Source organism: Streptococcus peroris ATCC 700780, from assembly GCF_000187585.1.
Taxonomy (GTDB): domain Bacteria; phylum Bacillota; class Bacilli; order Lactobacillales; family Streptococcaceae; genus Streptococcus; species Streptococcus peroris.
On the sequence record NZ_GL732463.1, the window covers coordinates 663,499 to 689,689 of the forward strand.

Sequence of the window (26,191 nt, forward strand, 5' to 3'; positions counted from 1 at the left end):
AAAGTAACAAGGAGAAAAAATGTCTCTTCAAAAGTTAGAAAATTTTAGTAACAAAACTGTCGTGCAAGAAGAAGTTCAAATCTTGACAGATTTACTTGAAGATATCACAAAAAATATGCTTCCTGCTGAAACCTTTGACAAGATTATACAGTTGAAGGAACTTTCATCAAAACTAGATTATCAAGGACTTGATAAAGTGGTAACGAGTCTATCAAATGATGAGATGGTATACATTTCTAGATATTTCTCTATTTTGCCACTTTTGATTAATATCTCAGAAGACGTTGACTTGGCATTTGAGATTAACCATCTTAACAATGTTGATCAGGATTATCTTGGTAAGTTATCAACAACTATCGAAATGGTAGCTGAAAAAGAGAATGCAGCTGAAATTCTTGAACATTTAAATGTCGTACCAGTATTGACAGCTCACCCAACACAAGTTCAACGTAAAAGTATGCTGGACCTGACCAATCATATTCACACCCTCTTGCGGAAATATCGTGATGTGAAGATGGGTCTGATTAACAAAGAAAAATGGCACAATGATCTCCGTCGCTATATTGAAATTATCTTGCAGACGGATATGATTCGTGATAAGAAACTAAAGGTAACCAATGAAATCACTAATGTGATGGAATACTACAATAGTTCCTTTCTTCAGGCTGTTCCAAATCTGATGTTAGAGTATAAGCGCTTGGCAAAAGAACAAGGAATTGATCTAAAACAAGCAAAACCCATCACTATGGGAATGTGGATTGGTGGAGACCGTGATGGAAATCCATTTGTAACGGCTGAGACACTCATGCGTTCAGCTACCATTCAAAGTGAAGTAGTTTTGAACTATTATATTAGTAAGATCTCTAGTCTCTATCGTACCTTCTCGCTTTCAACTAATTTATCAAAAACAAGCAAGGCTGTTGAAGAAATGGCGGCTCAATCTCGTGATACATCTGTCTTTCGTGAGAAAGAACCCTATCGTCGTGCTTTCCACTTGATTCAATCAAAACTGATTCAAACACTGTTGAATCTAAAAGAATGGGCAGTGGTTGGTTCTTCAGCAGATGAACGACATCATGTTGAGCGTCTTCTCGGTGCTCAAGGGCATCAACAGGGAGTGGTAACTGATTATATCAGCAATCGACTCTCAGGTGCCATTCAAGAATTGGCAGACGAACGTCCACCTTACTATGAAACAATTGAAGAGTTCAAGCATGATTTATATGTTATTAAGGATTCATTGCTTGAAAATAAAGCAGAAGCTCTATTGACAGGTGAGTTTGCAGAACTGCTAGAAGCAGTCGAGGTTTTCGGTTTCTTCTTGGCATCAATTGACATGCGTCAAGACTCAAGTGTTCACGAAGCCTGTGTAGCAGAGTTATTGGTATCTGCTGGTATTAATGACCATTATAGCGATTTGTCAGAAGATGAAAAGTGCGAGTTGCTTTTACATGAATTGTTAGAAGATCCTCGAATCTTGTCAGCAACTCATGCTGAGAAGTCTGAACTTCTTGAAAAAGAATTGGCTATTTTCCAAACAGCTCGTCAATTAAAAGACCGACTAGGCGATGATGTTATTCGTCAAACGATTATCTCTCACGCAACCAGTGTGTCTGATATGTTAGAATTGGCTATTATGCTGAAAGAAGTAGGACTCGTGGATTCTGAAAAATCTCGTGTTCAAATCGTACCTCTTTTTGAGACGATTGAGGACTTGGATCATTCTGAAGAAACAATGAGAAAGTATTTCTCTTTACCACTTGCTAAGAAGTGGATTGCTTCTAAAAATAACTACCAAGAAATTATGCTTGGGTACTCCGATAGTAACAAGGATGGAGGCTACCTCTCATCTTGTTGGACCCTTTACAAAGCTCAACAGCAATTGACAGCTATCGGTGATGAATTTGGTGTAAAAGTAACCTTCTTCCACGGTCGTGGTGGTACAGTAGGTCGTGGTGGTGGTCCTACCTATGATGCCATCGCATCTCAACCACTTAAGTCTATCAAAGATCGTATTCGCTTGACTGAACAAGGTGAAGTGATCGGCAATAAATACGGGAATAAGGATGCAGCTTATTACAACCTTGAAATGTTAGTTTCGGCAGCAATCAACCGTATGATTACTAAGAAAAAGAGTGATACCAATACATCGAACCGTTATGAAGCCATCATGGATCAAGTGGTAGAACGCAGTTACGATATCTACCGTGAGCTCGTATTTGGTAATGAGCATTTCTATGATTATTTCTTTGAATCTAGTCCAATCAAGGCGATTTCAAGTTTCAATATTGGTTCTCGTCCAGCAGCTCGTAAAACAATTACCGAAATCGGTGGTCTACGTGCTATTCCTTGGGTATTCTCATGGTCACAAAGTCGTGTCATGTTCCCAGGCTGGTATGGAGTAGGTTCTAGCTTTAAGGAATTTATCGACCAAGATCCTGAAAATATCGAAATCCTTAGAGAAATGTATCAAAATTGGCCATTCTTCCAGTCACTTCTATCAAATGTCGATATGGTACTATCAAAATCAAATATGAACATTGCTTTTGAGTATGCTAACCTTTGTGAAAGTGAAGAAGTTCAAGCAATCTACTATACTATTCTTGATGAATGGCAATTGACTAAGGATGTTATCTTAGCTATTGAAGGACATGAAGAACTTTTGGCAGAAAATACTTATTTGAAAGCTAGTCTAAACTACCGTATGCCTTATTTCAATATCCTTAACTATATTCAGTTGGAGTTGATTAAGCGCCAACGTCGTGGTGAGCTATCTTCAGACGAAGAAAGATTAATCCATACAACTATTAACGGAATTGCTACAGGATTGCGTAATTCTGGCTGATATTTATCTAAATTTTTTGAGAATCCGAAAGAAATTTACATTTTTATAAAAATAATTCTTGAAAAGTGTTGACAAGCTTTTGAAAAATGTTATAATTTAATCATTCAGAAAGTAATCATTGAAGTTTTATAGAGAGTCTGTGGTTGGTGAAAACAGATAGATGGAAGTGATGAAAATTGGGCTGAATGTTATTAAGAATTTGAAATCATAAGAATTCGGTGAGCACACCTTACAGTGCAACTCGTTTTTGCGAGAAAGAGCGATAGGGATATTCCCTATAATTGAGGTGGCACCGCGCATCGACGTCCTCACACAAGTATTTTGTGTGAGGACTTTTTCTATGGGGAGGCAATTTTATGGAAGTCAAACGATGGCGTCGCTTGATTAAGTGATTTAAAAATATTAAGAATAAGTTAAACAGAATAAGGAGAAAATTATGAAAAACAAACGTTTACTCGGTATTATCGTAGCGCTAGCAGTTGTAGTTGGAGGAAGCTTAGTATACTCTAACTTAACGAAACAAGAAACTAAAACCGAGACAGCTAACAAAACTGCTAAGGTAGGTGTTCTACAGTTCGTCAGTCACCCATCGCTTGACTTGATTTACCAAGGTATCCAAGATGGACTTGCTGAAGAAGGCTATAAAGGTGACCAAGTTAAAATCGACTTTATGAACTCAGAAGGTGACCAAAGTAAGGTTGCCACAATGAGTAAGCAATTGGTGGCAAATGGAAATGATTTAGTTGTTGGGATTGCGACACCAGCAGCCCAAGGTCTAGCAAGTGCAACAAAAGATCTTCCGGTTATCATGGCAGCTGTTACAGACCCAGTTGGCGCTAACTTGGTGAAAGATTTAGAAAAACCAGGTGGTAACATCACAGGTGTTTCTGACCATAACCCTGCTGAACAACAAGTGGAATTGATTAAAACTTTGACACCTGATGTCAAAACAATTGGTGCCCTTTACTCAAGTAGCGAAGATAACTCTAAGTCACAAGTTGAAGAGTTCAAGAAATACGCAGAAAAAGCTGGTTTGAAAGTAGAAACATTCGCAGTTCCATCAACTAACGAAATTGCTTCAACAGTTAACGTTATGACTGGAAAAGTAGATGCAATCTGGGTTCCAATCGATAACACCATTGCCTCAGCATTCTCAACTGTAGTATCAAGTAACCAAACGGCTAAAAAACCAATCTACCCAAGTGCGACTGCCATGGTAGAAGCTGGAGGTTTGGCATCAGTAGTTGTTGACCAACACGATCTTGGTGTTGCTACTGGTAAGATGATTGCCAAAGTCTTGAAGGGTGAAAAGCCTGCAGATACTCCAGTAAATGTCTTCTCAACTGGTAAATCAGTTATCAACAAAAAACTAGCTCAAGAACTTGGAATCACTATTCCTGAATCGGTTCTCAAAGAAGCTGGAAAAGTCATCGAATAAGAATGTAGGAGGAGTTGGAGACATCTCCTCCAATTTTTAAAATAAAGGAAACGAAACAAACATGCTAATATCTATTATTTCACAGGGATTGGTCTGGGCTATCCTGGGTTTGGGAATCTTTATGACCTTTCGAATCCTGAACTTTCCAGATATGACAACTGAAGGTTCCTTCCCGCTTGGAGGAGCAGTAGCAGTGACTCTGATTACACAAGGAGTCAATCCTTTTCTTGCTACTTTAGCAGCCATAGGAGCTGGTTGTCTTGCTGGTTTAGCAGCTGGACTATTGTATACCAAAGGGAAAATTCCAACTCTTCTATCAGGAATTTTAGTCATGACTTCTTGTCATTCTATCATGCTCATGATTATGGGACGGGCTAACCTTGGCCTTTTGGGAACAAAGCAAATCCAAGATGTTCTTCCATTTTCATCAGAGGTTAATCAATTACTGACAGGTTTAATCTTTGTGACTTTGGTTATCCTTCTCATGCTTTTTTTCCTAGATACTAAACTTGGACAGGCCTATATCGCTACAGGGGATAATCCAGATATGGCGCGTAGTTTTGGTATCAATACAGGCCGTATGGAGCTTATGGGCTTGGTTTTGTCAAATGGTGTTATCGCTCTAGCAGGTGCTCTCATTGCTCAACAAGAAGGTTATGCAGATGTCTCTCGTGGTATTGGTGTTATCGTTGTTGGTCTTGCTAGCTTGATTATTGGTGAAGTTCTCTTTAAGAGTCTCACGCTTGCAGAGCGTTTAGTTACCATTGTAGTTGGTTCCATCAGCTATCAATTCTTGGTATGGGGAGTCATTGCTCTTGGATTTAATACTAGTTATCTCCGTTTGTACAGTGCGGTTATTTTGGCGACCTGCCTCATGATTCCAACCTTTAAGAATAATTACATGAAAGGAGTCAAGTTAAGCAAATGACAGCTATTGTAGAACTTAAAAATGCGACAAAAATTGTGACAAACGGCTTTGATGAAGAAAAGATTATCCTAAACGATGTGTCACTTGATATCTATGAACATGACTTCATTACAATCCTGGGTGGAAATGGAGCTGGTAAGTCAACCCTCTTTAATAGCATTGCAGGAACTCTACCCCTAACAAGTGGGAGTATTCGTATCATGGGAGAAGATGTAACGAATTTTTCTCCTGAAAAACGCGCTAAATATCTTTCGCGTGTGTTTCAAGATCCAAAGATGGGTACGTCACCACGTATGACTGTTGCTGAAAATCTCTTAATCGCTAAATTTCGTGGTGAAAGAAGAGGATTGGTACCTAGAAGATTATCTAGTTATCGAGAAGAATTTCAAAACACTATCAATAAAATTGGGAACGGTCTAGAAAAACATTTAGATACACCGATTGAATTTTTGTCAGGTGGACAAAGGCAGGCCTTGAGTCTCTTGATGGCAACCTTGAAACGTCCAGAGCTCCTTTTATTGGATGAACATACAGCTGCTCTTGACCCTAAAACAAGTGTAGCCTTGATGGAATTGACTGATGACTTTGTCAGCAAGGACCATCTAACAGCATTGATGATTACCCACCATATGGAAGATGCTCTCAAGTATGGAAATCGCCTCATTGTCATGAAAGAAGGACGAATCATCCAAGATTTGAATAAGGATGAAAAAGCCAAGATGAATATTTCAGATTACTATCAACTATTTGAGTAAAAGATTTAAGTATTTATTGATTACGAAGAGCTTAGAGGTAGAATGTTACCTCTAAGTTTTTTAAGTTTTTGAAATGAATAGATAGATTTTTAACTATGAATTTTCATTTTTTTAGGGTAATTTTTGTTGAAATTTTTACAATTCAAAAGATACTAATCTATGAAATAGTAGCATGTAAAAGGTATGAAATGGTTTACTTTTTTTCAGAAATAAGCTATACTATATAAAGTAAACTGTGATAAAATGGAGGTATTGTCTATGGTTGACAAGCGAGTCATCGAAGAAATCAAAAACAATACCAATATTGTCGAAATCATAGGAGAAGTGATTTCCTTACAAAAATCTGGACGGAACTATTTAGGGCTCTGTCCTTTTCATGGTGAAAAGACCCCTTCTTTTAACGTAGTTGAAGATAAGCAGTTTTACCACTGTTTTGGTTGTGGTCGTTCTGGAGATGTCTTTAAATTCATTGAGGAATATCAACAAGTAACTTTTGCCGATGCTGTGAGGATTCTAGGCGAACGTCTAGGGATGCACCTTGAAACTCCTGTACACAATACTGCTCAACATACGTCCCCTCACCAAAATCTCTATGAGATGCATGACAAGGCCGCACGTTTTTATCATGCTATTCTCATGACGACAAAGATGGGTGAAGAGGCAAGAAACTATCTTTATAAACGTGGTTTGACTGATGATGTCATTAAACATTTTATGATTGGCCTGGCTCCTGTTGAACGTTCTTACCTCTACCAACGTTTAGCGGAGGACTATAGTGAAAAGGACTTGCTAGATTCAGGTCTATTTTATCTTTCTGAGACCAACCAGTTCTTTGATACTTTCCATAACCGTATTATGTTTCCACTTTGTAACGACCAAGGAAAGGTGATTGCTTTTTCTGGACGGATTTGGCAAGAGACGGATTCTCAAACTGCTAAGTATAAAAATAGCCGTGCGACAGCAATTTTTAACAAAAGTTACGAATTGTATCATATGGAGAGGGTAAAAAAAGGTTCGGGCAAAGCTCCTGAAATTTACCTAATGGAAGGCTTTATGGATGTTATTGCAGCCTACCGTGCTGGTGTTGAAAATGCAGTAGCTTCTATGGGGACTGCTTTAACTGCTGAACATGTTGAACATCTAAAACGCTTTACAAAAAAAGTGATTATCACTTATGATGGTGATAAAGCAGGGCAAGCAGCAACTGTCAAGGCCTTAGAAGAATTGACTGAGGTACCTGTTCAGATTGTTCAAATTCCCGATGCAATGGATCCGGATGAGTATTTACAGAAAAATTCTCCAGAGGAATTGGCTTACCTTTTATCCAATACTCGAATCAGTCCGATTGAGTTTTACATTCATCATTACAAACCTAGTAATAGTGAAAATCTTCAAGCGCAGATTGAGTTCATTGAGAAAATTGCACCTCTTATCGTCAGAGAACCCTCTATCACAGCCCAGAATACCTATATTCATTTGTTGACGGATCATTTACCATCTTTTGATTATCAACAAGTTGAGCACATTATCAACGAAAGTCGAGTTAGACAGAGACAAGAAAAGGTTAAACAGGTCGCTAATCCAACGCCAATCACCATGTCAGTTTCAAAGCAACTGACAGCAGTCATGCGGGCTGAAGCACACATTCTTTACCGTATGATAGAAAATCCTTTGGTGCTCAATGATTATCGTTTGAGAAATGATTTTGTATTTGAAACTCCAGAGTTTCAGACCTTGTATGGACTCTTGATTGATAATGGTTCGATTTCTTCTGAAGACTTGGCAAATCAGACTCGAGAAGTGGAAAATGCTTGGTACCAGGTGTTAGCCTTGGATCTACCTTCTGAAATGTCTCCAGAAGAACTAAAGGAAGTGGAGGAGTCTCGTAATCGTGCTCTTTTGAATCAACAAAACTTGCAAATTAAAAAGAAAGTTCAGGAAGCAAGTCATGTAGGTGATACAGATACTGCTATAGAAGAGCTTGAATGCTTAATTGCCCAAAAAAGAAGAATGGAGTAAGAATGGCAAAAAAACAAAATGAAGTAACGACTTTTGATGTCCAAGTCGCTGAGTTTATTCGTAACCATAAGAAGACTGGTACTGCGACAGATGACGAAATCAACAATGTCCTTGTAATCCCTTTTGCGCTTGATGTCGAAGGCATTGAGAATCTTTTGCAACGGATTCAAGATGCAGGTATTGCAATCACTGATAACGAAGGAAACCCAAGTGAACGTGTTCTAAGTACGGAAGAAGAACCAGAACTTAGTGACGAGGACTTAATTGGTTCAACATCTGCCAAGGTCAATGATCCTGTTCGTATGTATCTAAAAGAAATTGGGGTTGTGCCTCTTCTTACTAACGAAGAAGAAAAAGAGTTAGCCCTTGCTGTCGAGGCAGGGGATGTTGAAGCTAAACAACGTCTAGCAGAAGCCAACCTTCGCTTGGTAGTCTCTATCGCGAAACGCTATGTTGGACGTGGTATGCAGTTCCTTGACTTAATCCAAGAAGGTAACATGGGACTTATGAAAGCCGTTGATAAGTTTGACTATTCAAAAGGATTCAAATTTTCAACTTATGCAACTTGGTGGATTCGTCAGGCTATTACGCGTGCCATTGCTGACCAAGCTCGTACTATCCGTATCCCAGTTCACATGGTGGAAACAATCAACAAGCTTGTTCGTGAACAACGTAATCTTCTTCAAGAGTTGGGACAAGATCCAACTCCTGAGCAAATTGCAGAACGTATGGATATGACACCTGATAAGGTTCGTGAAATCCTTAAGATTGCTCAAGAACCAGTTTCTCTAGAAACGCCTATTGGTGAAGAAGATGATAGCCATCTTGGTGACTTTATCGAAGATGAAGTGATTGAAAATCCAGTTGACTACACAACTCGTATCGTTTTGCGTGAACAGTTGGATGAAGTTTTGGATACTCTTACAGATCGTGAAGAAAATGTTCTTCGTCTTCGTTTTGGACTTGATGATGGGAAAATGCGTACTTTGGAAGATGTTGGTAAAGTCTTCAATGTGACTCGTGAACGTATCCGTCAGATTGAGGCAAAAGCATTGAGAAAACTTCGCCAACCAAGTCGAAGCAAACCGCTTCGTGACTTTATCGAAGATTAGGTTATAGGAGACTGAATATGGCTTATACAGAAGAGCAAATTGAAAACATCAAAACACGTATTTTGACCGCACTAGAAGAAGTGATTGACCCCGAATTAGGTATAGATATCGTTAACCTAGGTCTGATTTATGAGATTCGATTTGATGGTGATACAGGTGATACTGAGATCGACATGACCTTGACAACCATGGGTTGTCCTTTGGCAGACCTCTTGACTGATCAAATCTATGATGCTATGACAGATGTGCCGGAGGTTACTAACGTTGAAGTCAAATTAGTTTGGTATCCGGCTTGGACGGTTGAAAAAATGAGTCGTTATGCACGGATTGCTTTAGGAATTAAGTAGAATCGTATAAAAAGAGAAATAGTATTAGTGTTCGGAAATTCCCTACCTTTTATGCTATCTCTCTTTAAATTTGCTGATTTTCTTTCAAGAAAATGATATAATGGATAGTATGGAAAAAGAGAAATTACGCATCAATATGCTAAGTTCAAGTGAAAAAGTAGCCGGACAAGGTGTTTCTGGTGCTTACCGTGAACTTGTGCAACTTTTGAAACGTGATGCGAAAGACCAACTAATTGTAACGGAGAATCTTCCTGTAGAAGCTGATGTTACTCATTTTCATACTATCGACCTTCCTTATTATTTATCTACATTTCAAAAGAAGCGTTCAGGTCGTAGAATTGGTTATGTCCATTTTTTACCGGATACCTTAGAAGGGAGTTTAAAAATTCCATTTTTCTTAAAAGGGATTGTTAAGAAGTATGTGTTTTCTTTTTATGATCGTATGGAACATTTGGTTGTGGTCAATCCTTCTTTTATCGAAGATTTAGTTGCAGCGGGTATTCCTCGAGAAAAGGTGACCTATATTCCTAACTTTGTTAACAAAGAAAAATGGCATCCACTTCCTGAAGAACAGGTAAGCCAACTTCGTAAAGATATGGGATTGAGTGAACATCAATTTGTAGTTGTCGGTGCAGGTCAGGTTCAAAAACGTAAGGGAATCGATGATTTCATCACTCTTGCTGAGGAACTACCGGATATCACCTTTATTTGGGCCGGAGGCTTCTCTTTTGGTGGCATTACAGATGGTTATGAACGCTATAAAAAAATCATGGATCATCCTCCAGAAAATCTGATTTTTCCAGGGATTGTTGAGCCAGAACGGATGAGAGAACTTTATGCTTTAGCAGATCTTTTCTTGCTTCCAAGTTATAATGAACTCTTTCCAATGACTATTTTAGAAGCTGCGAGTTGTGAAGCACCAATTATGCTTCGGGATTTAGACCTTTATAAGGTGATTCTAGAAGGAAATTATAAACCAACCACAGATGTGGAAGATATGAAAGAAGCTATCTTGGAATATCGCGAACATCCAGAAGCTCTTAAGGAATTGAAAGAAAAGGCTAAGGCTATTTCAAGAGAATATTCCGAAGAGCATCTTCTTGAAATCTGGCTAAAATTCTATCGGGAGCAGGCGGCTTTAGGAAAAAAATGAGGTAGTATATGCGGATTGGATTATTTACAGATACTTATTTTCCACAGGTGTCGGGTGTTGCAACCAGTATTCGCACCTTAAAAACAGAGCTTGAAAAGCAGGGGCATGCAGTCTTTATCTTTACGACAACTGATAAGGACGTAAACCGCTATGAAGACTGGCAGATTATCCGTATTCCGAGCGTTCCTTTCTTTGCCTTTAAAGATCGTCGTTTTGCCTATCGTGGATTTACGAAAGCTCTTGAGATTGCAAAGCAATATCAACTCGACATTATTCATACCCAGACAGAATTTTCTCTTGGTTTATTGGGTATTTGGATTGCACGTGAGTTGAAAATTCCAGTGATTCATACCTACCATACTCAGTATGAAGATTATGTTCACTATATTGCTAAAGGGATGTTGATTCGTCCAAGTATGGTTAAATACCTTGTCCGAGGTTTTCTCCATGATGTCGATGGAGTTATTTGTCCGAGCGAGATAGTACGTGATCTCTTATCTGATTATAAGGTAAAAGTTGAAAAGCGTGTCATTCCTACAGGTATAGAACTAGCTAAGTTTGAACGACCTGAAATCGTTCCAGAAAATATCAGTGACTTACGAGATAAATTAGGTATTAAGAAAGACGAAAAGATGCTTCTTAGCCTTTCGCGTGTTTCTTACGAGAAGAATATTCAAGCAGTTCTTAAAGCTTTACCAGATGTCCTAAAAGAAGAACCAAATGTTAAACTGGTTGTAGCTGGAGATGGACCTTATTTAGACAATCTTAAGGAGCAAGCAGAGGATTTGCGAATTCAAGATTCTGTTATCTTTACAGGTATGATACCTCCGAGCGAAACAGCACTTTATTATAAGGCGGCTAATTTCTTTATCTCTGCTTCTACAAGTGAGACTCAGGGCTTGACCTATTTAGAAAGTTTAGCTAGTAAGACACCAGTCATTACCCACGGCAATCCTTATCTGGATAATCTTATCAACGATAAAATGTTTGGAACTCTTTATTACGAGGAAAATGACTTGGCTGGAGCAATACTGGAGGCATTGCTTGCAACTCCACCGATGGATGAAAAACACTTGGCTGAAAAATTATATGAAATTTCTGCTGAGAATTTTGGTAAAAGAGTTCATGAATTCTACCTGGATGTCATTATTTCCAATAATTTTGTAAAAGAAATGACGTCTGAAGAGCCTGTTACAAAACGTATTTTAAAAACAGTCTTCTATATTCCGCAACAGGCGGTTACAATGCCAGTTAAGGGTTCGAAACGTATGCTAAAGGCATCTAGAAAACAATTGAGAAACTTGAGAAAATACTTGAATGATTAAGTGATTCCGAAGAGAGGAAATAAAATATGAATAAGAGATTGATGAGAAGTGGTCGAGATCAAAAGATTGGTGGAGTCTGTGCTGGAGTAGCAAATTATTTTAACATTGATCCTACAATTGTTCGAGTTATTTGGGGCGTTTTAGCCTTCTGTTATGGAGCAGGCATTGTTGCTTACTTAATTTTGTGGGCAATCGCTCCTGTATCAAATGAATTTTAAGAAAAAGATTAGAGTAAAAGCGAGACTAATAATATTCAATGATTTGAAACCTCAAATCGGTGAAATGGGATTCATTTGGGGTTGATTTCTGGTGCGGAATATTAAATTCCATTAAATAGATTTGACCGTTAAAGGAGTTGAGATAATGAAAAAGAAAAGATGGGCCAAAATCAGTGCGTTTGTAGGGATTCTAGGTGGGCCTTTAGCGCTCTTTTTCATATGTGCGTTTTTGGCAGCTGGGATTGGCGCCAGTCGTTCGGGGGTAGAGGAATCTCTCAGTTTATTAGTGCCGACATTTGGAATTATTTTTTTGGTAGCGTTGAAAAGCGCGTGCTATTATAAAAAGGATGAACGTGTGAATTCAGTGATGGCCAAGTTGTTTGCAGCCTCAAGCGCAGTAGGGTTCGTTGTCGCTTTGCTGATAGCTTTAGCAAATATTCCGACGATCAGTGGATTCGGTGATTGGATTATGCTCGTGCTATTCGACGGAAGTGATGGCTTTGAACGTGCGCTCGGTTTCATGTTTCTATCCGCTATTTTATCCGTTGCCTGGGGCATTTATTATGCGATTTGTCTAAGGAAATTTGAGAACTAACACATAAGGAGACGAGAACATGCAAAGTAAAAAATGGGCAATCTGTAGTGCATTTGTGGGCATTGCCGGAGGAGCATTTTTAATGGTATCTCCCTTGGGATTAATCGCAGCAGGAATCGGAGCAAATGCCCAGATGTTTGGTTCTATATTTATTCTAATGCTGTGTACGTATGTGGCGATTTTCTGTGTAGCTTTGAAGAGTAAGCTTTACTATAAAGGCGATGACAGAGTCTCTAAGTTAGTGACCAATACGTTTTTAATAGCAGGGACGATTGGATGTGCCCCAATCTTTTTCTCAATCTTTTTTTGGATTCTACGCCATATTCCCTTCTTAAATGACTTGTTAAATTGGTTGTTTAGTGCGGTTTTTTCTGGACAGGATGACTTCTCTCTATTTTTTATAGTGGTAGTGTTCGTCGACATCCTATCGATTGTCAGTGGCATTGGATATGCGGTCTGCTTGAAAAACTTCAGAAAATAATGTAAAGCGGATTTTTTCGAGGCTCTTATTGATAAGGGATTCGGAAATTACAAATAGAGAGGAAATGCGAATGTGACAGATTTAAAATGGGAAATCTGATGTGTTTTTGTTGGTGATACATCTGTATCAAATGAATTTTAAAATGTGAGTATTAATAGTAAAGGAGAAAATATGGCATTCGGTGATAATGGTAAACGCAAAAAAACTTTCTTTGAAAAACTAACAATGTTTGTCGTACTAGTCATGTTGTTTGTTACCCTAGCAGGTATTTTTGCGACTGCAATTGGTGTATTGAGCAGATTTTAAATGCTAGTTGTATATTCAATTTATATTAGTTGGTGACTGGGTTTTCCCAGCCCTTTTTTAAGTGAGAAGAGATTATGAGTATGTTTTTAGATACAGCCAAGATCAAAGTAAAGGCTGGTAATGGTGGCGATGGGATGGTAGCCTTTCGTCGTGAAAAATACGTCCCTAATGGTGGACCATGGGGAGGTGATGGAGGTCGTGGAGGGAACGTTGTTTTCGTAGTAGACGAAGGATTGCGTACCCTGATGGATTTCCGTTATAATCGTCATTTTAAAGCCCAGTCTGGTGAAAAAGGAATGACAAAAGGAATGCACGGCCGTGGTGCAGAAGACTTGATTGTTCATGTACCTCAGGGAACTACTGTTCGTGATGCTGAAACGGGAAAAATTTTGACTGACTTGGTACATCATGGTCAGGAATTTATCGTAGCTCACGGTGGTCGTGGCGGTCGTGGGAATATTCGCTTTGCGACACCTAAAAATCCTGCACCAGAAATCTCTGAAAATGGAGAACCTGGTCAGGAACGTGAATTACAGCTTGAACTTAAAATTCTTGCGGATGTTGGATTAGTTGGCTTCCCTTCTGTTGGGAAATCAACCTTACTAAGTGTCATCACATCTGCAAAACCAAAAATTGGTGCTTATCACTTTACGACAATTGTACCAAATCTTGGGATGGTGCGTACTCAGTCGGGCGATTCATTTGCAGTGGCAGACCTTCCTGGATTGATTGAAGGTGCTAGCCAAGGTGTTGGCCTGGGGACCCAGTTCCTCCGTCATATTGAGAGAACTAGAGTAATCCTACACGTTATTGACATGTCAGCAAGTGAAGGACGTGGTCCTTATGAGGATTACCTAGCTATCAATAAGGAACTTGAATCCTACAATCTTCGTCTAATGGAGCGTCCACAAATCATTGTTGCCAACAAGATGGATATGCCAGACAGTCAAGAAAACCTTGAAGATTTCAAGAAAAAATTGGCTGCAAATTATGATGAGTTTGAAGAATTACCAACAATTTTCCCAATTTCAGGTTTGACTAAGCAAGGTCTTGCACCTTTATTAGATGCTACGGCTGAACTTCTAGATAAGACACCAGAATTTCTTCTCTATGATGAGTCAGAAATGGAAGAAGAAGCTTACTATGGCTTTGATGAAGAAGAAAAACCATTTGAAATAAGTCGTGATGATGATGCTACTTGGGTCCTTTCAGGTGAAAAACTCATGAAACTCTTTAACATGACCAACTTTGACCGTGATGAGTCTGTTATGAAGTTTGCTCGTCAGTTGCGTGGTATGGGAGTTGATGAAGCTCTTCGTGCTCGTGGTGCTAAAGACGGTGATCTTGTCCGTATTGGTAAATTTGAGTTTGAATTTGTAGACTAGGAGACAGCTATGGGTGATAAACCAATATCTTTCCGAGATGCGAATGGAAATTTTGTTTCAGCAGCTGATGTGTGGAATGAAAAGAAGTTAGAAGAACTCTTTAACCGCCTCAATCCAAATAGAGCTTTGAGACTAGCTAAAGCAAAGAAACAAGCAGAAGGAAAAAAATCAGAATAAAAGAACCCGTGATGTATTCATCACGGGTTTTCTGGTTTACTGACTATTTTTGGAATGGAATTTCAAGACTAGATTGTGCAAGGTCTATAGTCAAGTGATAGTCTGTATTGTCGCGTACAGTAATTTCAAAGTCAGTAGTATAAAGAACGAGACGGACAGTGTCGCCTTCTTTTAATTTATAAATAGTTGGTTGAAGTTCAAATTGGAATTCAATCCATTCTTCAGGTTTAATTTCTTCGACTGTAAGTAAGTCATGACAGTTTTGTAGATTCATATAACCTTTAGTGATAACTCTTTGTGCATTTTCCCGGAAAGGAAGTTCACAGAGATGGTCAAGCATATGGTAGCGACCGTTATCTAAGGTACGAGCAGATATGACTCCAGGATAAGGTTGCAAGTATTTCTTTTGTCCTAATTCCAAAAGTTGGGCAGAAAGTAAGCCTTTATTTGTACTTGATTTGACACGTAAGTTGAGTTTGACGCGTCCGTTAAGTTGTATTTCTTCTGAAATAGGAAGATCAATGGTAATCTGATTGACCTTGTCTTGATATAGTTCATTATTAAAGGTTTGGTAGGTTTTACCATAGCGTTCAAAGTCTGAGTCTTCATAGTGATTCTCAATCACTTTTTCTTCAGATCCAAGAGAGAAGGTTTTGTGTTCCTCTTGATTTCCAAAATCTTCAAGACTATACCATGTTTGAGGAGCAGTATTGTCTTGCCACACAACCCTTGGAAGTTTGTAGGCTGTTTCTTGCCCCAATAATTTCTGAGTCAAAAGAGCATTCATGGATTCACGGAAATCAATAGATTGCCAGTTGTTCATATAAACATGGGCGCCGTTATGGTAAAAGAGATGTTTCTTAATATTGCTTGGAAGAGCATTGAACATTTGATAGACATGAAGTGGTTTTACATTCCAGTCTTGCGAACCATGTGTAAAGACAACTTCAGCTTTTACCTTGTGGGCATTGAGCAGATAATTGCGATCATGCCAAAATTGGTTATAATCTCCGGTTTTACGGTCTAGATTTTTCTTAACTTTCTCTAAGTCAGCTTTGTGAGCTTCATTTCCACGAATGTAATCACCAGCCAAGAGATTACGAGAATAAGTCAATTCAGCCAGAGAGTCAAAATCTTCACCCGGGTATCCTCCAGGGCTAGTTACAAGACCATTTTCACGATAGTAGTTGTACCATGAAGAAATACCGGCCTCGGCGATGATAACTTCTAAGCCATCGACACCTGTTGTAGCAAGCCCATTTGACATAGTTCCTAGGTATGAGATACCTGTTGTTGCAACTTTCCCGTTTGACCAGTCAGCCTTGACTTGATGAGTTCGGGTATGGTCTGTAAAAGCACGGCAGCGTCCATTGAGCCAATCAATGACATTCTTATAACCTTCGATTTGTTGGTAGCTACCATTCGGCATAAGACCCTGAGAATCCTTGGTACCAAGTCCTGATACATAGAGATTAGCAAATCCTCTTGGAAGGAAATAATCGTTTAGTGTATAGCTGCTATTGATATGAGTCAGTTTCTCTTCAGCTTCAGAGACTATTTTAGAATCTCCTACAGATTCAACTAAATCCAGCGTTGGTTGATTTAATTGAATCTTGTGAGGAGGTTTCACCTCAAGCTCAGCTTCCATTTTGTAGAGAGAGGCATCACTAGCTTTGACGTTGGTTCCTTGATGGTAGGGACTAGCAGTCATTACTGATGGAATTTTTCCTTGATATTTTGGACGAATGATGCTTACTTTCACAAGGTCAGGAAGTCCGTCTTTATCTGTATCTACACGGCTTTCTACGTAGACCACTTCCCGAATAACATCGTTACTAGAGAAGGTTGCAAGACTTTTTCCGTTAAAATAGTGATAGTGATTATCTTCAGGGATTAAACCATCACTGACCAACTGATCGATAAGGGTATTTCCTTTTTTTGTGCGAGTATTGAGAAGTTGGTAAAGATTGGTTACAAATTCTCCAAATTCAATAGGAAATCCAGTCTCTTTGCGAAAGGCTTGAACATCGTCAAAATCTACAAGGTAGCTAAATCCTAAGAGTTGGAAGGCAACGGTATAAAAAATATCCGCAGTCAACTCTTGATCAGAATTAAAGATGTTGAGAAGATCAGTCTTTTTGTCCACAGCTAATGTAGAGAGTGGATAGTCAGTGTTTTGATAGTTAAAAAAGCAAGTTCTAATGAAGGACTCAAACTGTTGTTTGGGTGAATCTGCTGGATTAAGCTTAAATCCTAGTTGTGCGAGTTCATCTAATGATTCTTGAGTTGATACAGGGTAATAACTAAATTGATTGAAACGCATAATATTCTCCTTTATAAAATATCACTGAGGTTATTATATCAAAAAAAACATCAAATTAACAGAATCTCTATTCTAGAACAAGACATTAGAAAGTGTGCTTTAAATGCTCTATTTTCCTTACTATTTTGATTTTTTGAGTATCCTAAAAGGATATGCTATACTAGTTATATGTTAGATTTGGAGAAATATGGCGTGTCTATGTGGGAAGAGGAGAAAATCCTTTTGTTTCGCCAGAAGTTGCTGACTTGGTATGATGAGAATAAGCGGGATTTACCATGGAGAAGGAGCAGAAATCCTTACCATATCTGGGTGTCTGAAATCATGTTGCAACAGACTAGAGTCGATACCGTCATTCCTTATTATGAACGTTTTTTAGAATGGTTTCCAACTGTAGAGAGTTTAGCAAATGCACCTGAAGAACGTTTATTAAAAGCTTGGGAAGGTCTTGGATATTATTCCCGTGTTCGCAATATGCAAACTGCAGCTCAGCAGGTTATGCATGAGTTTAATGGAGAATTCCCAACAACTTACGAAGGTATTTCTAGTTTGAAAGGAATTGGCCCTTATACGGCTGGAGCTATTTCAAGTATTGCCTTTAATCTACTACAACCAGCAGTCGATGGAAATGTTATGCGTGTTTTGGCACGTCTATTTGAAGTCAATTATGATATTGGAAATCCTAGCAATCGTAAAATATTTCAAGCTATGATGGAAATCTTGATAGATCCAGAAAGACCTGGAGATTTTAACCAGGCTCTCATGGATTTGGGATCAGATATTGAAGCACCAGTCAATCCAAGGCCAGAAGATAGTCCAGTTAAGGAATTTAGTGCTGCCTATCAACACGGGACTATGGATATTTATCCCATTAAAGCACCAAAGAAAAAGCCAGTTCCCATTTATCTAAATGCTTTAGTTGTGCAAAACGACCAAGGACAGTTTTTACTAGAAAAGAATGAAAGTGAAAAGTTACTTGCTGGATTTTGGCATTTCCCCTTGATTGAGGTTGATGAATTTTCAAAAGATGAAGAAGAACTAAATCTTTTTAATCAGGTTGCTGAAACATCCCTACAACTTGGACCCTCACCTCAAGAAAGTTTTGAGCAAGATTATGATTTAGAGGTTGACTGGCAGGATAGCCATTTCGAAGAAGTGAAACATGTCTTTAGCCATCGAAAGTGGCATGTCCGAATTTTAGCCGGGCAGGTAGTTGATGCCAAAGAATATAGTGATAAAGAAGTCGTTTGGTTAACTCCAGAAGAGTTTGACCTCTACCCACTAGCAAAACCTCAACAGAAAATTTGGCAAGAGTATTCAAAAAGATACTGATAGTACAGTCTTTCGTGTCTTCTCTCCATTTTTTTGGTATAATTGATATAAGGAAAAAGGTGACTAAATGAAAAAAATATTGATTGTTGACGATGAAAAACCAATCTCAGATATTATAAAGTTTAACATGACCAAAGAAGGTTATGAGGTTGTCACAGCATTTAATGGACGTGAAGCTATTGAACTGTTTGAAGCTGAAAAACCAGATATTATAATTTTGGACTTGATGCTTCCAGAGATTGATGGTCTTGAAGTTGCTAAAACGATTCGTAAGACAAGTAGTGTACCAATTATCATGCTTTCAGCCAAAGATAGCGAGTTTGATAAGGTTATTGGTCTTGAACTTGGAGCGGATGATTATGTGACAAAACCATTTTCAAACCGTGAACTTCAAGCGCGTGTTAAGGCGCTTCTTCGTCGTACGGAGTTAATCGCAGTGGACAACCAAGAAGAAGATTCAAAATTACAAAGTCTTCAAATTGGGGATTTGGAAATTCTTCCTGATGCTTATGTAGCAAAAAAATATGGCGAAGAATTGGACTTAACTCACAGAGAATTTGAGTTATTGCATCACCTAGCTTCTCATATTGGTCAAGTTATTACCCGTGAACATCTCCTTGAAACTGTTTGGGGTTATGATTATTTTGGTGATGTTCGAACAGTCGATGTTACCATTAGACGTCTACGTGAGAAAATTGAAGACACACCAAGTAGACCTGAATATATCTTGACTCGTCGTGGTGTGGGTTATTACATGAGAAATAATGATTGAAATAATTAAACAAACGATTCTGACAAGAGATTTTATCTTTGTTCTAATCTTAATCGGTTTTATCATGCTGGTGACCTTTCTTTTACTTGAAGGTCGTAGAGATAACATCCGACTAAAACAGTTAAATCAAAAGATAAAAGATTTAATTGCTAGTGATTATTCTCAGGTATTGGATATGCAGGGGAATACTGAAATCACGAATATAACGAATAACTTAAATGATCTTTCTGAAGTAATTCGCCTAACACAAGAAAACCTAGAACAAGAAAGTAAAAGACTTCACAGTATTCTTTCTTATATGACAGATGGAGTTCTAGCAACCAATCGTCGTGGTCAAATCACTATGATTAACGATATGGCTAAGAATCAACTTGGTATTGAAAGCGATGAAGTGTTGAATAAGAATATTCTTGAGTTGCTCAAGATTGAGGACGAGTACGAGCTTAAAGATCTGATTACTCAGAGTCCAGATCTGATGATTTATTCCCAAAATCTTAATGGTGAGTACATCAGTCTGCGTGTACGGTTCGCACTAGTTCGACGGGAATCAGGTTTCATTTCTGGTCTAGTGGCTGTACTTCACGATACGACTGAGCAAGAAAAAGAAGAACGCGAGAGACGGCTCTTTGTTTCAAATGTTAGTCATGAGTTGCGAACTCCTTTGACTAGTGTAAAATCCTACCTAGAAGCTCTGGATGAAGGAGCTCTTTCAGAACCTGTAGCACCAGACTTTATTAAGGTTTCGCTTGATGAAACAAATCGAATGATGCGAATGGTGACGGATCTCCTGCATCTATCTCGTATCGATAATGCAACCAGTAATTTAGATGTTGAATTGATTAACTTTACAGCTTTCATTACTTTTATCCTGAATCGTTTTGATAAAATACGAGCCCAAGATGAGGAGAAGAAATACGAAATCGTTAGGGACTATCCGATAAATTCTGTATGGGTTGAAATAGACACGGATAAGATGACTCAGGTCATTGATAACATTCTCAATAATGCAATCAAGTATTCACCTGATGGTGGTAAAATTACTGTCAGCATGAAAACAACTGATGACCAGATGATTTTATCTATTTCAGACCAAGGACTTGGGATTCCTAAAGAAGATTTACCTAAGATTTTTGACCGTTTCTATCGTGTTGATAAGGCTAGAAGTCGTGCTCAAGGTGGTACCGGTTTAGGACTTGCTATTGCAAAAGAAATCGTCAAACAGCATAATGGCTTTATCTGGGCTAAGAGCGAATATGGTAAGGGGTCTACCTTTACTATTGTGCTCCCTTATGATAAAGAAGCTGTGAAAGAAGAAATATGGGAGGATGACGTAGAAGACTAAAATGAGTGATAATGGATTTAAATACAGCATTTTAGCATCAGGTTCTAGTGGAAATTCCTTCTATTTGGAAACTCCTAAAAAGAAGATTTTAGTAGATGCTGGCTTATCTGGAAAGAAAATCACTAGTCTGCTAAGTGAAATTAACCGCAAGCCAGAAGATTTGGATGCCATTTTGATTACACATGAACATACGGACCATATTCACGGAGTTGGTGTTTTAGCACGCAAGTACGGTATGGATCTCTATGCAAATGAGAAGACTTGGCAGGCAATGGAAAATAGCAAGTATCTTGGTAAGGTTGACCCGTCTCAAAAGCATATCTTTGAAATGGGTAAGACCAAGACTTTTGGAGATATTGATATCGAAAGCTTTGGAGTGAGTCATGACGCTGTTGCTCCCCAATTTTACCGCTTTATGAAGGACGATAAGAGCTTTGTATTATTGACAGATACGGGATATGTTAGTGATCGTATGGCTGGTATTGTTGAGAATGCTGACGGTTATCTGATTGAGGCCAATCATGATGTGGAAATTTTGCGAGCAGGATCGTATGCTTGGCGACTCAAACAGAGAATTTTGTCCGATCGAGGGCATCTATCCAATGAAGACGGTGCGGAAGCGATGGTGCGAACACTTGGCAATCGAACCAAAAAAATCTATCTAGGTCATCTATCCAAGGAGAATAATATCAAGGAGTTGGCTCACATGACTATGGTTAATCAACTAGCTCAAGCTGATTTGGGGGTTGGAGTTGATTTTCAAGTTCATGATACTTCACCAGACACAGCAACACCATTAACAGAAATATAAAAAAGAAGGCATATGCCTTCTTTTTTTAGACTATTTTACAATCCGGCGAATTCTTTGATTTCTTGAGCTGACATAGAAGAGTCACAACGGACTTTGATTTCCCCATTAGCAACATGTACGAATCCTGGTACAGTAGGGATTCCATAGCGTGAGCGGAAGTCTTGCAAAGCGTCAAGTTGACTTGGTTCTTCGCTGTTGATGAAGTAAACGTGTGCTTTCGTTTCAGCCACTACACCAGCCAATGTACCAGCGAATTTACGGCAGTAAGGGCAAGTTTTGCGTCCGATAAAGAAAGTTGCTGTTTCTTTTTTATCAAGTGCTTCTTGAGCACGCGCAACTGTAGTCACTTCAAGATCTTTAATATTTTCTAAAAACTGTTCCATGAGATTACCTCGCTTTTTTTGATAAGTCTAGTATGCCATAAAGTGCTTAAAATTGCTTGGATTTGATACGAAAAAAAGATGAGATTATTTTATCTCATCTTTAAATTATTTATTTTACGAAGGCATTGATTTCAGCTTCGATATTTGCAATTTTAGCTTGTGAGTCCTCTTTTGAATTTCCAACTACAGCGATGTAGAATTTGATTTTTGGTTCTGTACCAGAAGGACGAACAGCAATCCATGAACCGTCTGTTAATGTGTATTTCAATACATCGCTTGGAGGTGTTGTCAATTTAGTAACAGTACCATCGGCAGCAGTAGAAGTTTGTGCTTTGAAGTCTTCTAAGACAGAGATAGGAGTAGCGTTAAATTCTTTTGGTCCATTATCACGGAATTTAGACATAATTGCTTTGATTTGTTCAGCACCGTCAACACCTGAAAGAGTCACTGAGATTGTCTTTTCTGCAAAGTAGCCGTATTCTTTGTAAATTTCATCGATACCATCAGCAAGTGTCAATCCACGAGAGCGATAGTAGGCGGCAAGTTCAGCAACGACAAGTACTGCTTGGATTGCATCTTTATCACGTACGAATGGTTTAATCAAGTAACCAAAGCTTTCTTCAAATCCCATCATGTAAGTATGATTGTGTTTTTCTTCAAATTCTTGGATTTTTTCAGCGATAAACTTGAATCCAGTCAAGACGTTAAACATCGTTACGCCATAGCTTTCAGCGATTTTTGTAACTAGGTTTGTAGATACGATAGACTTACAGATTGCTGCATCTGCAGGAAGAGTTCCTGCATTTTTGTGAGCTTCTAAGATATACTTAGCCATGATAGCACCGATTTGGTTTCCTGAAAGGTTTAGGTAGCTACCATCCTTTTGAAGCACTTCAACACCAACACGGTCAGCGTCAGGGTCAGTTGCGACAAGAACATCTGCACCTACTTTACGTCCAAGTTCTTCAGCAAGTGCAAAGGCTGATTGGTTTTCAGGGTTTGGTGATTTTACAGTTGAGAAGTCTGGATCAGGAACAGCTTGAGCTTCTACGACTTGAACAGAATCAAATCCAGCTTGAGCAAGAGCGCGGCGTGCCAACATTTCTCCAGTACCATGAAGAGGAGTGTAGACGATTTTCATATCTTTACCATATTCTTCAATGAGAGCAGGGTTGATGTTAACGTCTTTAACTTCTCTGAGGTATTCAACATCAACTTCTTCGCCAATCACTTGGATGAGACCAGATGCTTTTTCTGTTTCAATATCTGCAATTTCAATCGCAAAAGGATTTTCAATTGCACGAATATAAGTAGTCAAGGCATCTGCATCGTGTGGAGGCATTTGTCCACCATCTTCGCCATAAACTTTATAGCCGTTAAATGGTGCAGGGTTATGACTGGCTGTGACCATGATACCTGCGAAGCAGTTGAGATGACGAACAGCGAATGAAAGTTCTGGAGTAGGACGAAGACTTTCAAAAACGTAAGACTTAATACCGTGTTTTGCAAGCACAGCTGCTGATTCAAAGGCAAATTCAGGAGAGAAGTGACGGCTATCGTAGGCAATGGCTACACCACGTTCTTTTTCATTTCCACCTTTTGACTCGATTAAACGAGCCAAACCTTCCGTCGCTTGACGAACAACATAGATGTTAATACGATTGGTACCTGCGCCAATCAATCCGCGCATACCAGCTGTACCGAATTCAAGATTTGTGTAGAAAGCATCTTCTTTGGTTTTTTCATCCATGTTTTCCAAATCTTTACGAAGGTAATCTGGAAGTTGAGCAAAATCCAACCATTTTTGGTAGTTTTCTTGGTAAGCCATAAGAATTCTCCTTTTTTAATATAAATTTTAACCGTTTTCATTATAGCATTTTTTAATATTTTAGTAAAATGTTAGCATGGATTTAACAAGTGAAATCAGCTTTTAAAAATATATGAATTGCTATAATTATTTTGTGTTTTCTGTTATAGATGATAGATTCAAAACGATTTCCTTATTTTAGTTTTGCTGCTTTAGTATTGGTAGCTTGTGGAAATAGTAAAAAAGCAAGTGATACACAGTTTAGCTTTATTAGCCAAGGTATTGCACTTTATAAAGAAAAAGTTGAACTAATTCAAATTTATGAGTTAGACACGAAACAATTAATTTGGATAACTTAAATAAAGAGTTCGAGTTTTAAATATAGAGCTTTTTTTATTAAAATTGTTAAAAATAGAAAAAGATAGTAAAATAGGAATATGATTATTTTACAAGCTAACAAAATTGAGCGCTCTTTTGCTGGAGACGTTCTATTCGAAAATATCAATCTACAAGTTGATGAGAGAGATCGAATCGCCCTCGTTGGTAGAAATGGTGCTGGGAAGTCAACCTTATTGAAAATATTGGTAGGAGAAGAAGAACCAACTTCTGGTGAAATCAATAAGAAAAAAGATATTTCTCTATCTTATCTAGCACAGGATAGTCGCTTTGAGTCAGAAAATACTATTTATGACGAGATGTTGCATGTTTTTGACGACTTACGTTCTACAGAGAAACAGCTTCGCAAGATGGAGTTAGAGATGGGTGAGAAAACTGGTGCAGAACTCGATAAGCTCATGTCAGACTACGATCGTCTATCAGAAGAATTCCGTCAGGCTGGTGGTTTTACCTTTGAGGCGGATATTCGTGCCATTTTAAATGGATTTAAGTTTGATGAATCTATGTGGCAGATGAAAATCGCTGAACTTTCTGGTGGGCAAAATACACGTTTGGCACTGGCCAAAATGCTCCTTGAAAAGCCTAATCTCTTGATTTTAGACGAACCGACCAACCACTTGGATATTGAAACCATTGCCTGGCTTGAGAATTATCTTGTGAACTATAGCGGTGCCCTCATTATCGTCAGTCACGACCGTTATTTTCTCGATAAAGTAGCAACCATAACGCTCGACTTAACCAAACACTCTTTGGAAAGATATGTAGGGAACTACTCCAGTTTTGTTGAGCAAAAAGAGCAGAAGCTAGTGACTGAAGCCAAAAACTATGAAAAGCAGCAGAAGGAAATAGCTGCTCTTGAAGATTTTGTCAATCGCAATCTTGTTCGAGCTTCGACAACAAAGCGGGCCCAATCACGGCGCAAACAACTAGAAAAGATGGAACGTTTAGACAAACCTGAAGCTGGAAGTAAATCTGCCAATATGACTTTTCACTCTGATAAAACATCTGGCAATATTGTGCTAACGGTTGAAAATGCTGCGATTGGCTATGATGGAGAAATATTGTCAGAGCCTATCAATCTTGACCTTCGTAAGATGAATGCAGTAGCGATTGTCGGTCCTAATGGTATTGGTAAGACTACCTTTATCAAGTCTATTGTGGACCAGATTCCCTTCATTAAGGGTGAGAAGCGTTTCGGTGCCAATGTTGAAGTTGGTTACTATGATCAAACTCAAAGTAAGTTAACACCAAGCAATACTGTTTTGGATGAACTTTGGAATGACTTTAGATTGACTCCAGAAGTAGAAATCCGTAATCGCCTAGGTGCATTTCTTTTCTCAGGCGATGATGTTAAGAAATCAGTTGGGATGCTTTCAGGTGGCGAAAAAGCTCGTCTGCTTTTGGCTAAATTGTCTATGGAAAACAACAACTTCCTGATTCTTGATGAGCCGACAAACCATTTGGATATTGATAGCAAGGAAGTTTTGGAAAATGCTCTGATTGACTTTGACGGAACTCTCCTCTTTGTCAGCCACGACCGTTATTTTATCAATCGTGTAGCAACTCAGGTATTAGAATTATCCGAAAATGGCTCAACCCTTTATCTGGGTGGTTATGACTATTATGTTGAAAAGAAGACGGAACTAGAAGCGACTCAGATGCAGGAAGTTTTGCTTACGAATCAAGAGAAGGAAACTTCTCCAGTTAATGATTACCAAGCCCAAAAAGAGAGTCAAAAAGAACTTCGGAAATTGATGCGTCAAATCGAAAACTTGGAAACCGAAATTGAAGAATTAGAAACTCAAAGCCAAGCCATCTCTGAACAAATGTTGGAGACAAACGATGCCGAAAAACTGATGGAATTACAGGTAGAACTGGACAAAATCAGTCACCGTCAGGAAGAAGCTATGCTTGAGTGGGAAGAATTATCGGAGCAGGTGTAGA

At 38.6% G+C, this 26,191-nt stretch carries 24 protein-coding genes and 1 other annotated feature; of the genes, 21 read left to right on the top strand and 3 right to left on the bottom strand.

What is annotated here, in order from left to right:
• Window positions 1–19: 19 nt before the first annotated feature.
• The 15 genes from ppc to HMPREF9180_RS10285 all read left to right on the top strand — a co-directional run bounded on the left by ppc (window position 20) and on the right by HMPREF9180_RS10285 (window position 15,084).
• Window positions 20–2,845 carry a phosphoenolpyruvate carboxylase gene (ppc, locus tag HMPREF9180_RS05200; RefSeq protein ID WP_006145441.1) on the top strand — a complete coding sequence of 942 codons (2,826 nt, stop codon included), beginning with the start codon at window positions 20–22 and terminating at the stop codon, window positions 2,843–2,845.
• Between the two features lie 96 nt (window positions 2,846–2,941).
• Window positions 2,942–3,158: a binding site (T-box leader), on the top strand.
• A gap of 123 nt (window positions 3,159–3,281) precedes the next feature.
• Window positions 3,282–4,283, top strand: coding sequence for a tryptophan ABC transporter substrate-binding protein (gene trpX, locus HMPREF9180_RS05205; RefSeq protein ID WP_006145442.1), 1,002 nt, complete (start codon window positions 3,282–3,284; stop codon window positions 4,281–4,283).
• A 61-nt stretch (window positions 4,284–4,344) separates the two neighbouring features.
• A complete protein-coding gene (locus HMPREF9180_RS05210; RefSeq protein ID WP_006145443.1) occupies window positions 4,345–5,211 on the top strand; it encodes an ABC transporter permease in 867 nt (288 codons plus the stop codon).
• Window positions 5,208–5,966 carry an ABC transporter ATP-binding protein gene (locus HMPREF9180_RS05215; protein WP_006145444.1) on the top strand — a complete coding sequence of 253 codons (759 nt, stop codon included), beginning with the start codon at window positions 5,208–5,210 and terminating at the stop codon, window positions 5,964–5,966. The genes HMPREF9180_RS05210 and HMPREF9180_RS05215 overlap by 4 nt, the downstream gene beginning before the upstream one ends.
• A 258-nt stretch (window positions 5,967–6,224) precedes the next feature.
• Entirely contained in the window at window positions 6,225–7,985 is a 1,761-nt protein-coding gene (gene dnaG / locus HMPREF9180_RS05220; protein WP_025168658.1) for a DNA primase, read from the top strand.
• Between the two features lie 2 nt (window positions 7,986–7,987).
• On the top strand, window positions 7,988–9,097 hold the full coding sequence (gene rpoD, locus HMPREF9180_RS05225; protein ID WP_025168659.1) for an RNA polymerase sigma factor RpoD: 1,110 nt from the start codon (window positions 7,988–7,990) through the stop codon (window positions 9,095–9,097).
• Window positions 9,098–9,114: 17 nt separating this feature from the next.
• On the top strand, window positions 9,115–9,444 hold the full coding sequence (locus HMPREF9180_RS05230) for a metal-sulfur cluster assembly factor (RefSeq protein ID WP_006145447.1): 330 nt from the start codon (window positions 9,115–9,117) through the stop codon (window positions 9,442–9,444).
• A 109-nt stretch (window positions 9,445–9,553) separates the two neighbouring features.
• Window positions 9,554–10,597: a glycosyltransferase gene (locus tag HMPREF9180_RS05235; RefSeq protein WP_025168660.1), complete on the top strand. Its 1,044-nt coding sequence runs from the start codon at window positions 9,554–9,556 to the stop codon at window positions 10,595–10,597.
• An 8-nt stretch (window positions 10,598–10,605) separates the two neighbouring features.
• A complete protein-coding gene (locus tag HMPREF9180_RS05240; RefSeq protein ID WP_006145449.1) occupies window positions 10,606–11,922 on the top strand; it encodes a glycosyltransferase family 4 protein in 1,317 nt (438 codons plus the stop codon).
• Window positions 11,923–11,948: 26 nt separating this feature from the next.
• Window positions 11,949–12,140, top strand: a complete 192-nt coding sequence (locus tag HMPREF9180_RS05245) for a PspC domain-containing protein (protein WP_006145450.1) — start codon at window positions 11,949–11,951, stop codon at window positions 12,138–12,140.
• 145 nt (window positions 12,141–12,285) lie between these two features.
• Complete coding sequence (locus HMPREF9180_RS05250) at window positions 12,286–12,735, top strand: hypothetical protein (RefSeq protein WP_006145451.1); 450 nt, start codon at window positions 12,286–12,288, stop codon at window positions 12,733–12,735.
• Window positions 12,736–12,754: 19 nt separating this feature from the next.
• Window positions 12,755–13,216 (top strand): hypothetical protein, encoded by a 462-nt coding sequence (locus tag HMPREF9180_RS05255; protein WP_006145452.1) that lies wholly within the window; start codon window positions 12,755–12,757, stop codon window positions 13,214–13,216.
• 171 nt (window positions 13,217–13,387) lie between these two features.
• The gene (locus tag HMPREF9180_RS10140) at window positions 13,388–13,522 is read left to right on the top strand and encodes a DUF4044 domain-containing protein (protein WP_025168662.1); all 135 of its coding nucleotides are present in this window, start codon (window positions 13,388–13,390) and stop codon (window positions 13,520–13,522) included.
• A gap of 74 nt (window positions 13,523–13,596) precedes the next feature.
• Complete coding sequence (obgE, locus tag HMPREF9180_RS05265; RefSeq protein WP_006145454.1) at window positions 13,597–14,907, top strand: GTPase ObgE; 1,311 nt, start codon at window positions 13,597–13,599, stop codon at window positions 14,905–14,907.
• Window positions 14,908–14,916: 9 nt separating this feature from the next.
• Window positions 14,917–15,084, top strand: a complete 168-nt coding sequence (locus HMPREF9180_RS10285; RefSeq protein ID WP_006145455.1) for a hypothetical protein — start codon at window positions 14,917–14,919, stop codon at window positions 15,082–15,084.
• 43 nt (window positions 15,085–15,127) lie between these two features.
• Here HMPREF9180_RS10285 and HMPREF9180_RS05275 read toward each other — a convergent pair whose 3' ends face one another.
• A complete protein-coding gene (locus HMPREF9180_RS05275; RefSeq protein WP_006145456.1) occupies window positions 15,128–17,407 on the bottom strand; it encodes a Xaa-Pro dipeptidyl-peptidase in 2,280 nt (759 codons plus the stop codon).
• 168 nt (window positions 17,408–17,575) lie between these two features.
• Between HMPREF9180_RS05275 and mutY the strand changes: the two genes are divergently transcribed.
• From mutY to HMPREF9180_RS05295, 4 genes are all read left to right on the top strand, one after another.
• Window positions 17,576–18,736 (top strand): A/G-specific adenine glycosylase, encoded by a 1,161-nt coding sequence (gene mutY / locus HMPREF9180_RS05280; RefSeq protein WP_006145457.1) that lies wholly within the window; start codon window positions 17,576–17,578, stop codon window positions 18,734–18,736.
• Window positions 18,737–18,803: 67 nt separating this feature from the next.
• Window positions 18,804–19,508 carry a response regulator YycF gene (yycF, locus tag HMPREF9180_RS05285; RefSeq protein WP_006145458.1) on the top strand — a complete coding sequence of 235 codons (705 nt, stop codon included), beginning with the start codon at window positions 18,804–18,806 and terminating at the stop codon, window positions 19,506–19,508.
• Complete coding sequence (gene vicK / locus HMPREF9180_RS05290; protein ID WP_006145459.1) at window positions 19,501–20,850, top strand: cell wall metabolism sensor histidine kinase VicK; 1,350 nt, start codon at window positions 19,501–19,503, stop codon at window positions 20,848–20,850. The genes yycF and vicK overlap by 8 nt, the downstream gene beginning before the upstream one ends.
• Window position 20,851: 1 nt before the next feature.
• Complete coding sequence (locus HMPREF9180_RS05295) at window positions 20,852–21,661, top strand: MBL fold metallo-hydrolase (RefSeq protein ID WP_006145460.1); 810 nt, start codon at window positions 20,852–20,854, stop codon at window positions 21,659–21,661.
• Window positions 21,662–21,696: 35 nt separating this feature from the next.
• Here the strand turns inward: HMPREF9180_RS05295 and HMPREF9180_RS05300 are convergent, their stop codons facing one another.
• Entirely contained in the window at window positions 21,697–22,044 is a 348-nt protein-coding gene (locus HMPREF9180_RS05300) for a DUF6568 family protein (RefSeq protein WP_006145461.1), read from the bottom strand.
• Window positions 22,045–22,153: 109 nt separating this feature from the next.
• The gene (locus HMPREF9180_RS05305; RefSeq protein WP_006145462.1) at window positions 22,154–23,872 is read right to left on the bottom strand and encodes a phospho-sugar mutase; all 1,719 of its coding nucleotides are present in this window, start codon (window positions 23,870–23,872) and stop codon (window positions 22,154–22,156) included.
• A 149-nt stretch (window positions 23,873–24,021) separates the two neighbouring features.
• On the opposite strand from HMPREF9180_RS05305, the gene HMPREF9180_RS05310 reads away from it, so the two are divergent.
• The gene (locus HMPREF9180_RS05310) at window positions 24,022–24,210 is read left to right on the top strand and encodes a hypothetical protein (protein ID WP_006145463.1); all 189 of its coding nucleotides are present in this window, start codon (window positions 24,022–24,024) and stop codon (window positions 24,208–24,210) included.
• A gap of 78 nt (window positions 24,211–24,288) precedes the next feature.
• Complete coding sequence (locus tag HMPREF9180_RS05315) at window positions 24,289–26,190, top strand: ABC-F family ATP-binding cassette domain-containing protein (RefSeq protein WP_006145464.1); 1,902 nt, start codon at window positions 24,289–24,291, stop codon at window positions 26,188–26,190.
• The last annotated feature ends 1 nt before the right edge of the window (window position 26,191 follow it).

What these genes read in the sequence shown, in the direction of transcription:
- yycF (WP_006145458.1), top strand. Translation starts at nt 18,804, where the DNA reads ATGAAAAAAATATTGATTGTTGACGATGAAAAACCAATCTCAGATATT.
- HMPREF9180_RS05230 (WP_006145447.1), top strand. Translation starts at nt 9,115, where the DNA reads ATGGCTTATACAGAAGAGCAAATTGAAAACATCAAAACACGTATTTTG.
- trpX (WP_006145442.1), top strand. Translation starts at nt 3,282, where the DNA reads ATGAAAAACAAACGTTTACTCGGTATTATCGTAGCGCTAGCAGTTGTA.
- HMPREF9180_RS05240 (WP_006145449.1), top strand. Translation starts at nt 10,606, where the DNA reads ATGCGGATTGGATTATTTACAGATACTTATTTTCCACAGGTGTCGGGT.
- HMPREF9180_RS05315 (WP_006145464.1), top strand. Translation starts at nt 24,289, where the DNA reads ATGATTATTTTACAAGCTAACAAAATTGAGCGCTCTTTTGCTGGAGAC.
- HMPREF9180_RS10285 (WP_006145455.1), top strand. Translation starts at nt 14,917, where the DNA reads ATGGGTGATAAACCAATATCTTTCCGAGATGCGAATGGAAATTTTGTT.
- HMPREF9180_RS05310 (WP_006145463.1), top strand. Translation starts at nt 24,022, where the DNA reads ATGATAGATTCAAAACGATTTCCTTATTTTAGTTTTGCTGCTTTAGTA.
- dnaG (WP_025168658.1), top strand. Translation starts at nt 6,225, where the DNA reads ATGGTTGACAAGCGAGTCATCGAAGAAATCAAAAACAATACCAATATT.
- HMPREF9180_RS05210 (WP_006145443.1), top strand. Translation starts at nt 4,345, where the DNA reads ATGCTAATATCTATTATTTCACAGGGATTGGTCTGGGCTATCCTGGGT.
- obgE (WP_006145454.1), top strand. Translation starts at nt 13,597, where the DNA reads ATGAGTATGTTTTTAGATACAGCCAAGATCAAAGTAAAGGCTGGTAAT.
- ppc (WP_006145441.1), top strand. Translation starts at nt 20, where the DNA reads ATGTCTCTTCAAAAGTTAGAAAATTTTAGTAACAAAACTGTCGTGCAA.
- HMPREF9180_RS10140 (WP_025168662.1), top strand. Translation starts at nt 13,388, where the DNA reads ATGGCATTCGGTGATAATGGTAAACGCAAAAAAACTTTCTTTGAAAAA.
- HMPREF9180_RS05300 (WP_006145461.1), bottom strand. Translation starts at nt 22,044, where the DNA reads ATGGAACAGTTTTTAGAAAATATTAAAGATCTTGAAGTGACTACAGTT.
- HMPREF9180_RS05245 (WP_006145450.1), top strand. Translation starts at nt 11,949, where the DNA reads ATGAATAAGAGATTGATGAGAAGTGGTCGAGATCAAAAGATTGGTGGA.
- vicK (WP_006145459.1), top strand. Translation starts at nt 19,501, where the DNA reads ATGATTGAAATAATTAAACAAACGATTCTGACAAGAGATTTTATCTTT.
- HMPREF9180_RS05215 (WP_006145444.1), top strand. Translation starts at nt 5,208, where the DNA reads ATGACAGCTATTGTAGAACTTAAAAATGCGACAAAAATTGTGACAAAC.
- HMPREF9180_RS05305 (WP_006145462.1), bottom strand. Translation starts at nt 23,872, where the DNA reads ATGGCTTACCAAGAAAACTACCAAAAATGGTTGGATTTTGCTCAACTT.
- HMPREF9180_RS05255 (WP_006145452.1), top strand. Translation starts at nt 12,755, where the DNA reads ATGCAAAGTAAAAAATGGGCAATCTGTAGTGCATTTGTGGGCATTGCC.
- HMPREF9180_RS05250 (WP_006145451.1), top strand. Translation starts at nt 12,286, where the DNA reads ATGAAAAAGAAAAGATGGGCCAAAATCAGTGCGTTTGTAGGGATTCTA.
- mutY (WP_006145457.1), top strand. Translation starts at nt 17,576, where the DNA reads ATGTTAGATTTGGAGAAATATGGCGTGTCTATGTGGGAAGAGGAGAAA.
- HMPREF9180_RS05235 (WP_025168660.1), top strand. Translation starts at nt 9,554, where the DNA reads ATGGAAAAAGAGAAATTACGCATCAATATGCTAAGTTCAAGTGAAAAA.
- rpoD (WP_025168659.1), top strand. Translation starts at nt 7,988, where the DNA reads ATGGCAAAAAAACAAAATGAAGTAACGACTTTTGATGTCCAAGTCGCT.
- HMPREF9180_RS05275 (WP_006145456.1), bottom strand. Translation starts at nt 17,407, where the DNA reads ATGCGTTTCAATCAATTTAGTTATTACCCTGTATCAACTCAAGAATCA.
- HMPREF9180_RS05295 (WP_006145460.1), top strand. Translation starts at nt 20,852, where the DNA reads ATGAGTGATAATGGATTTAAATACAGCATTTTAGCATCAGGTTCTAGT.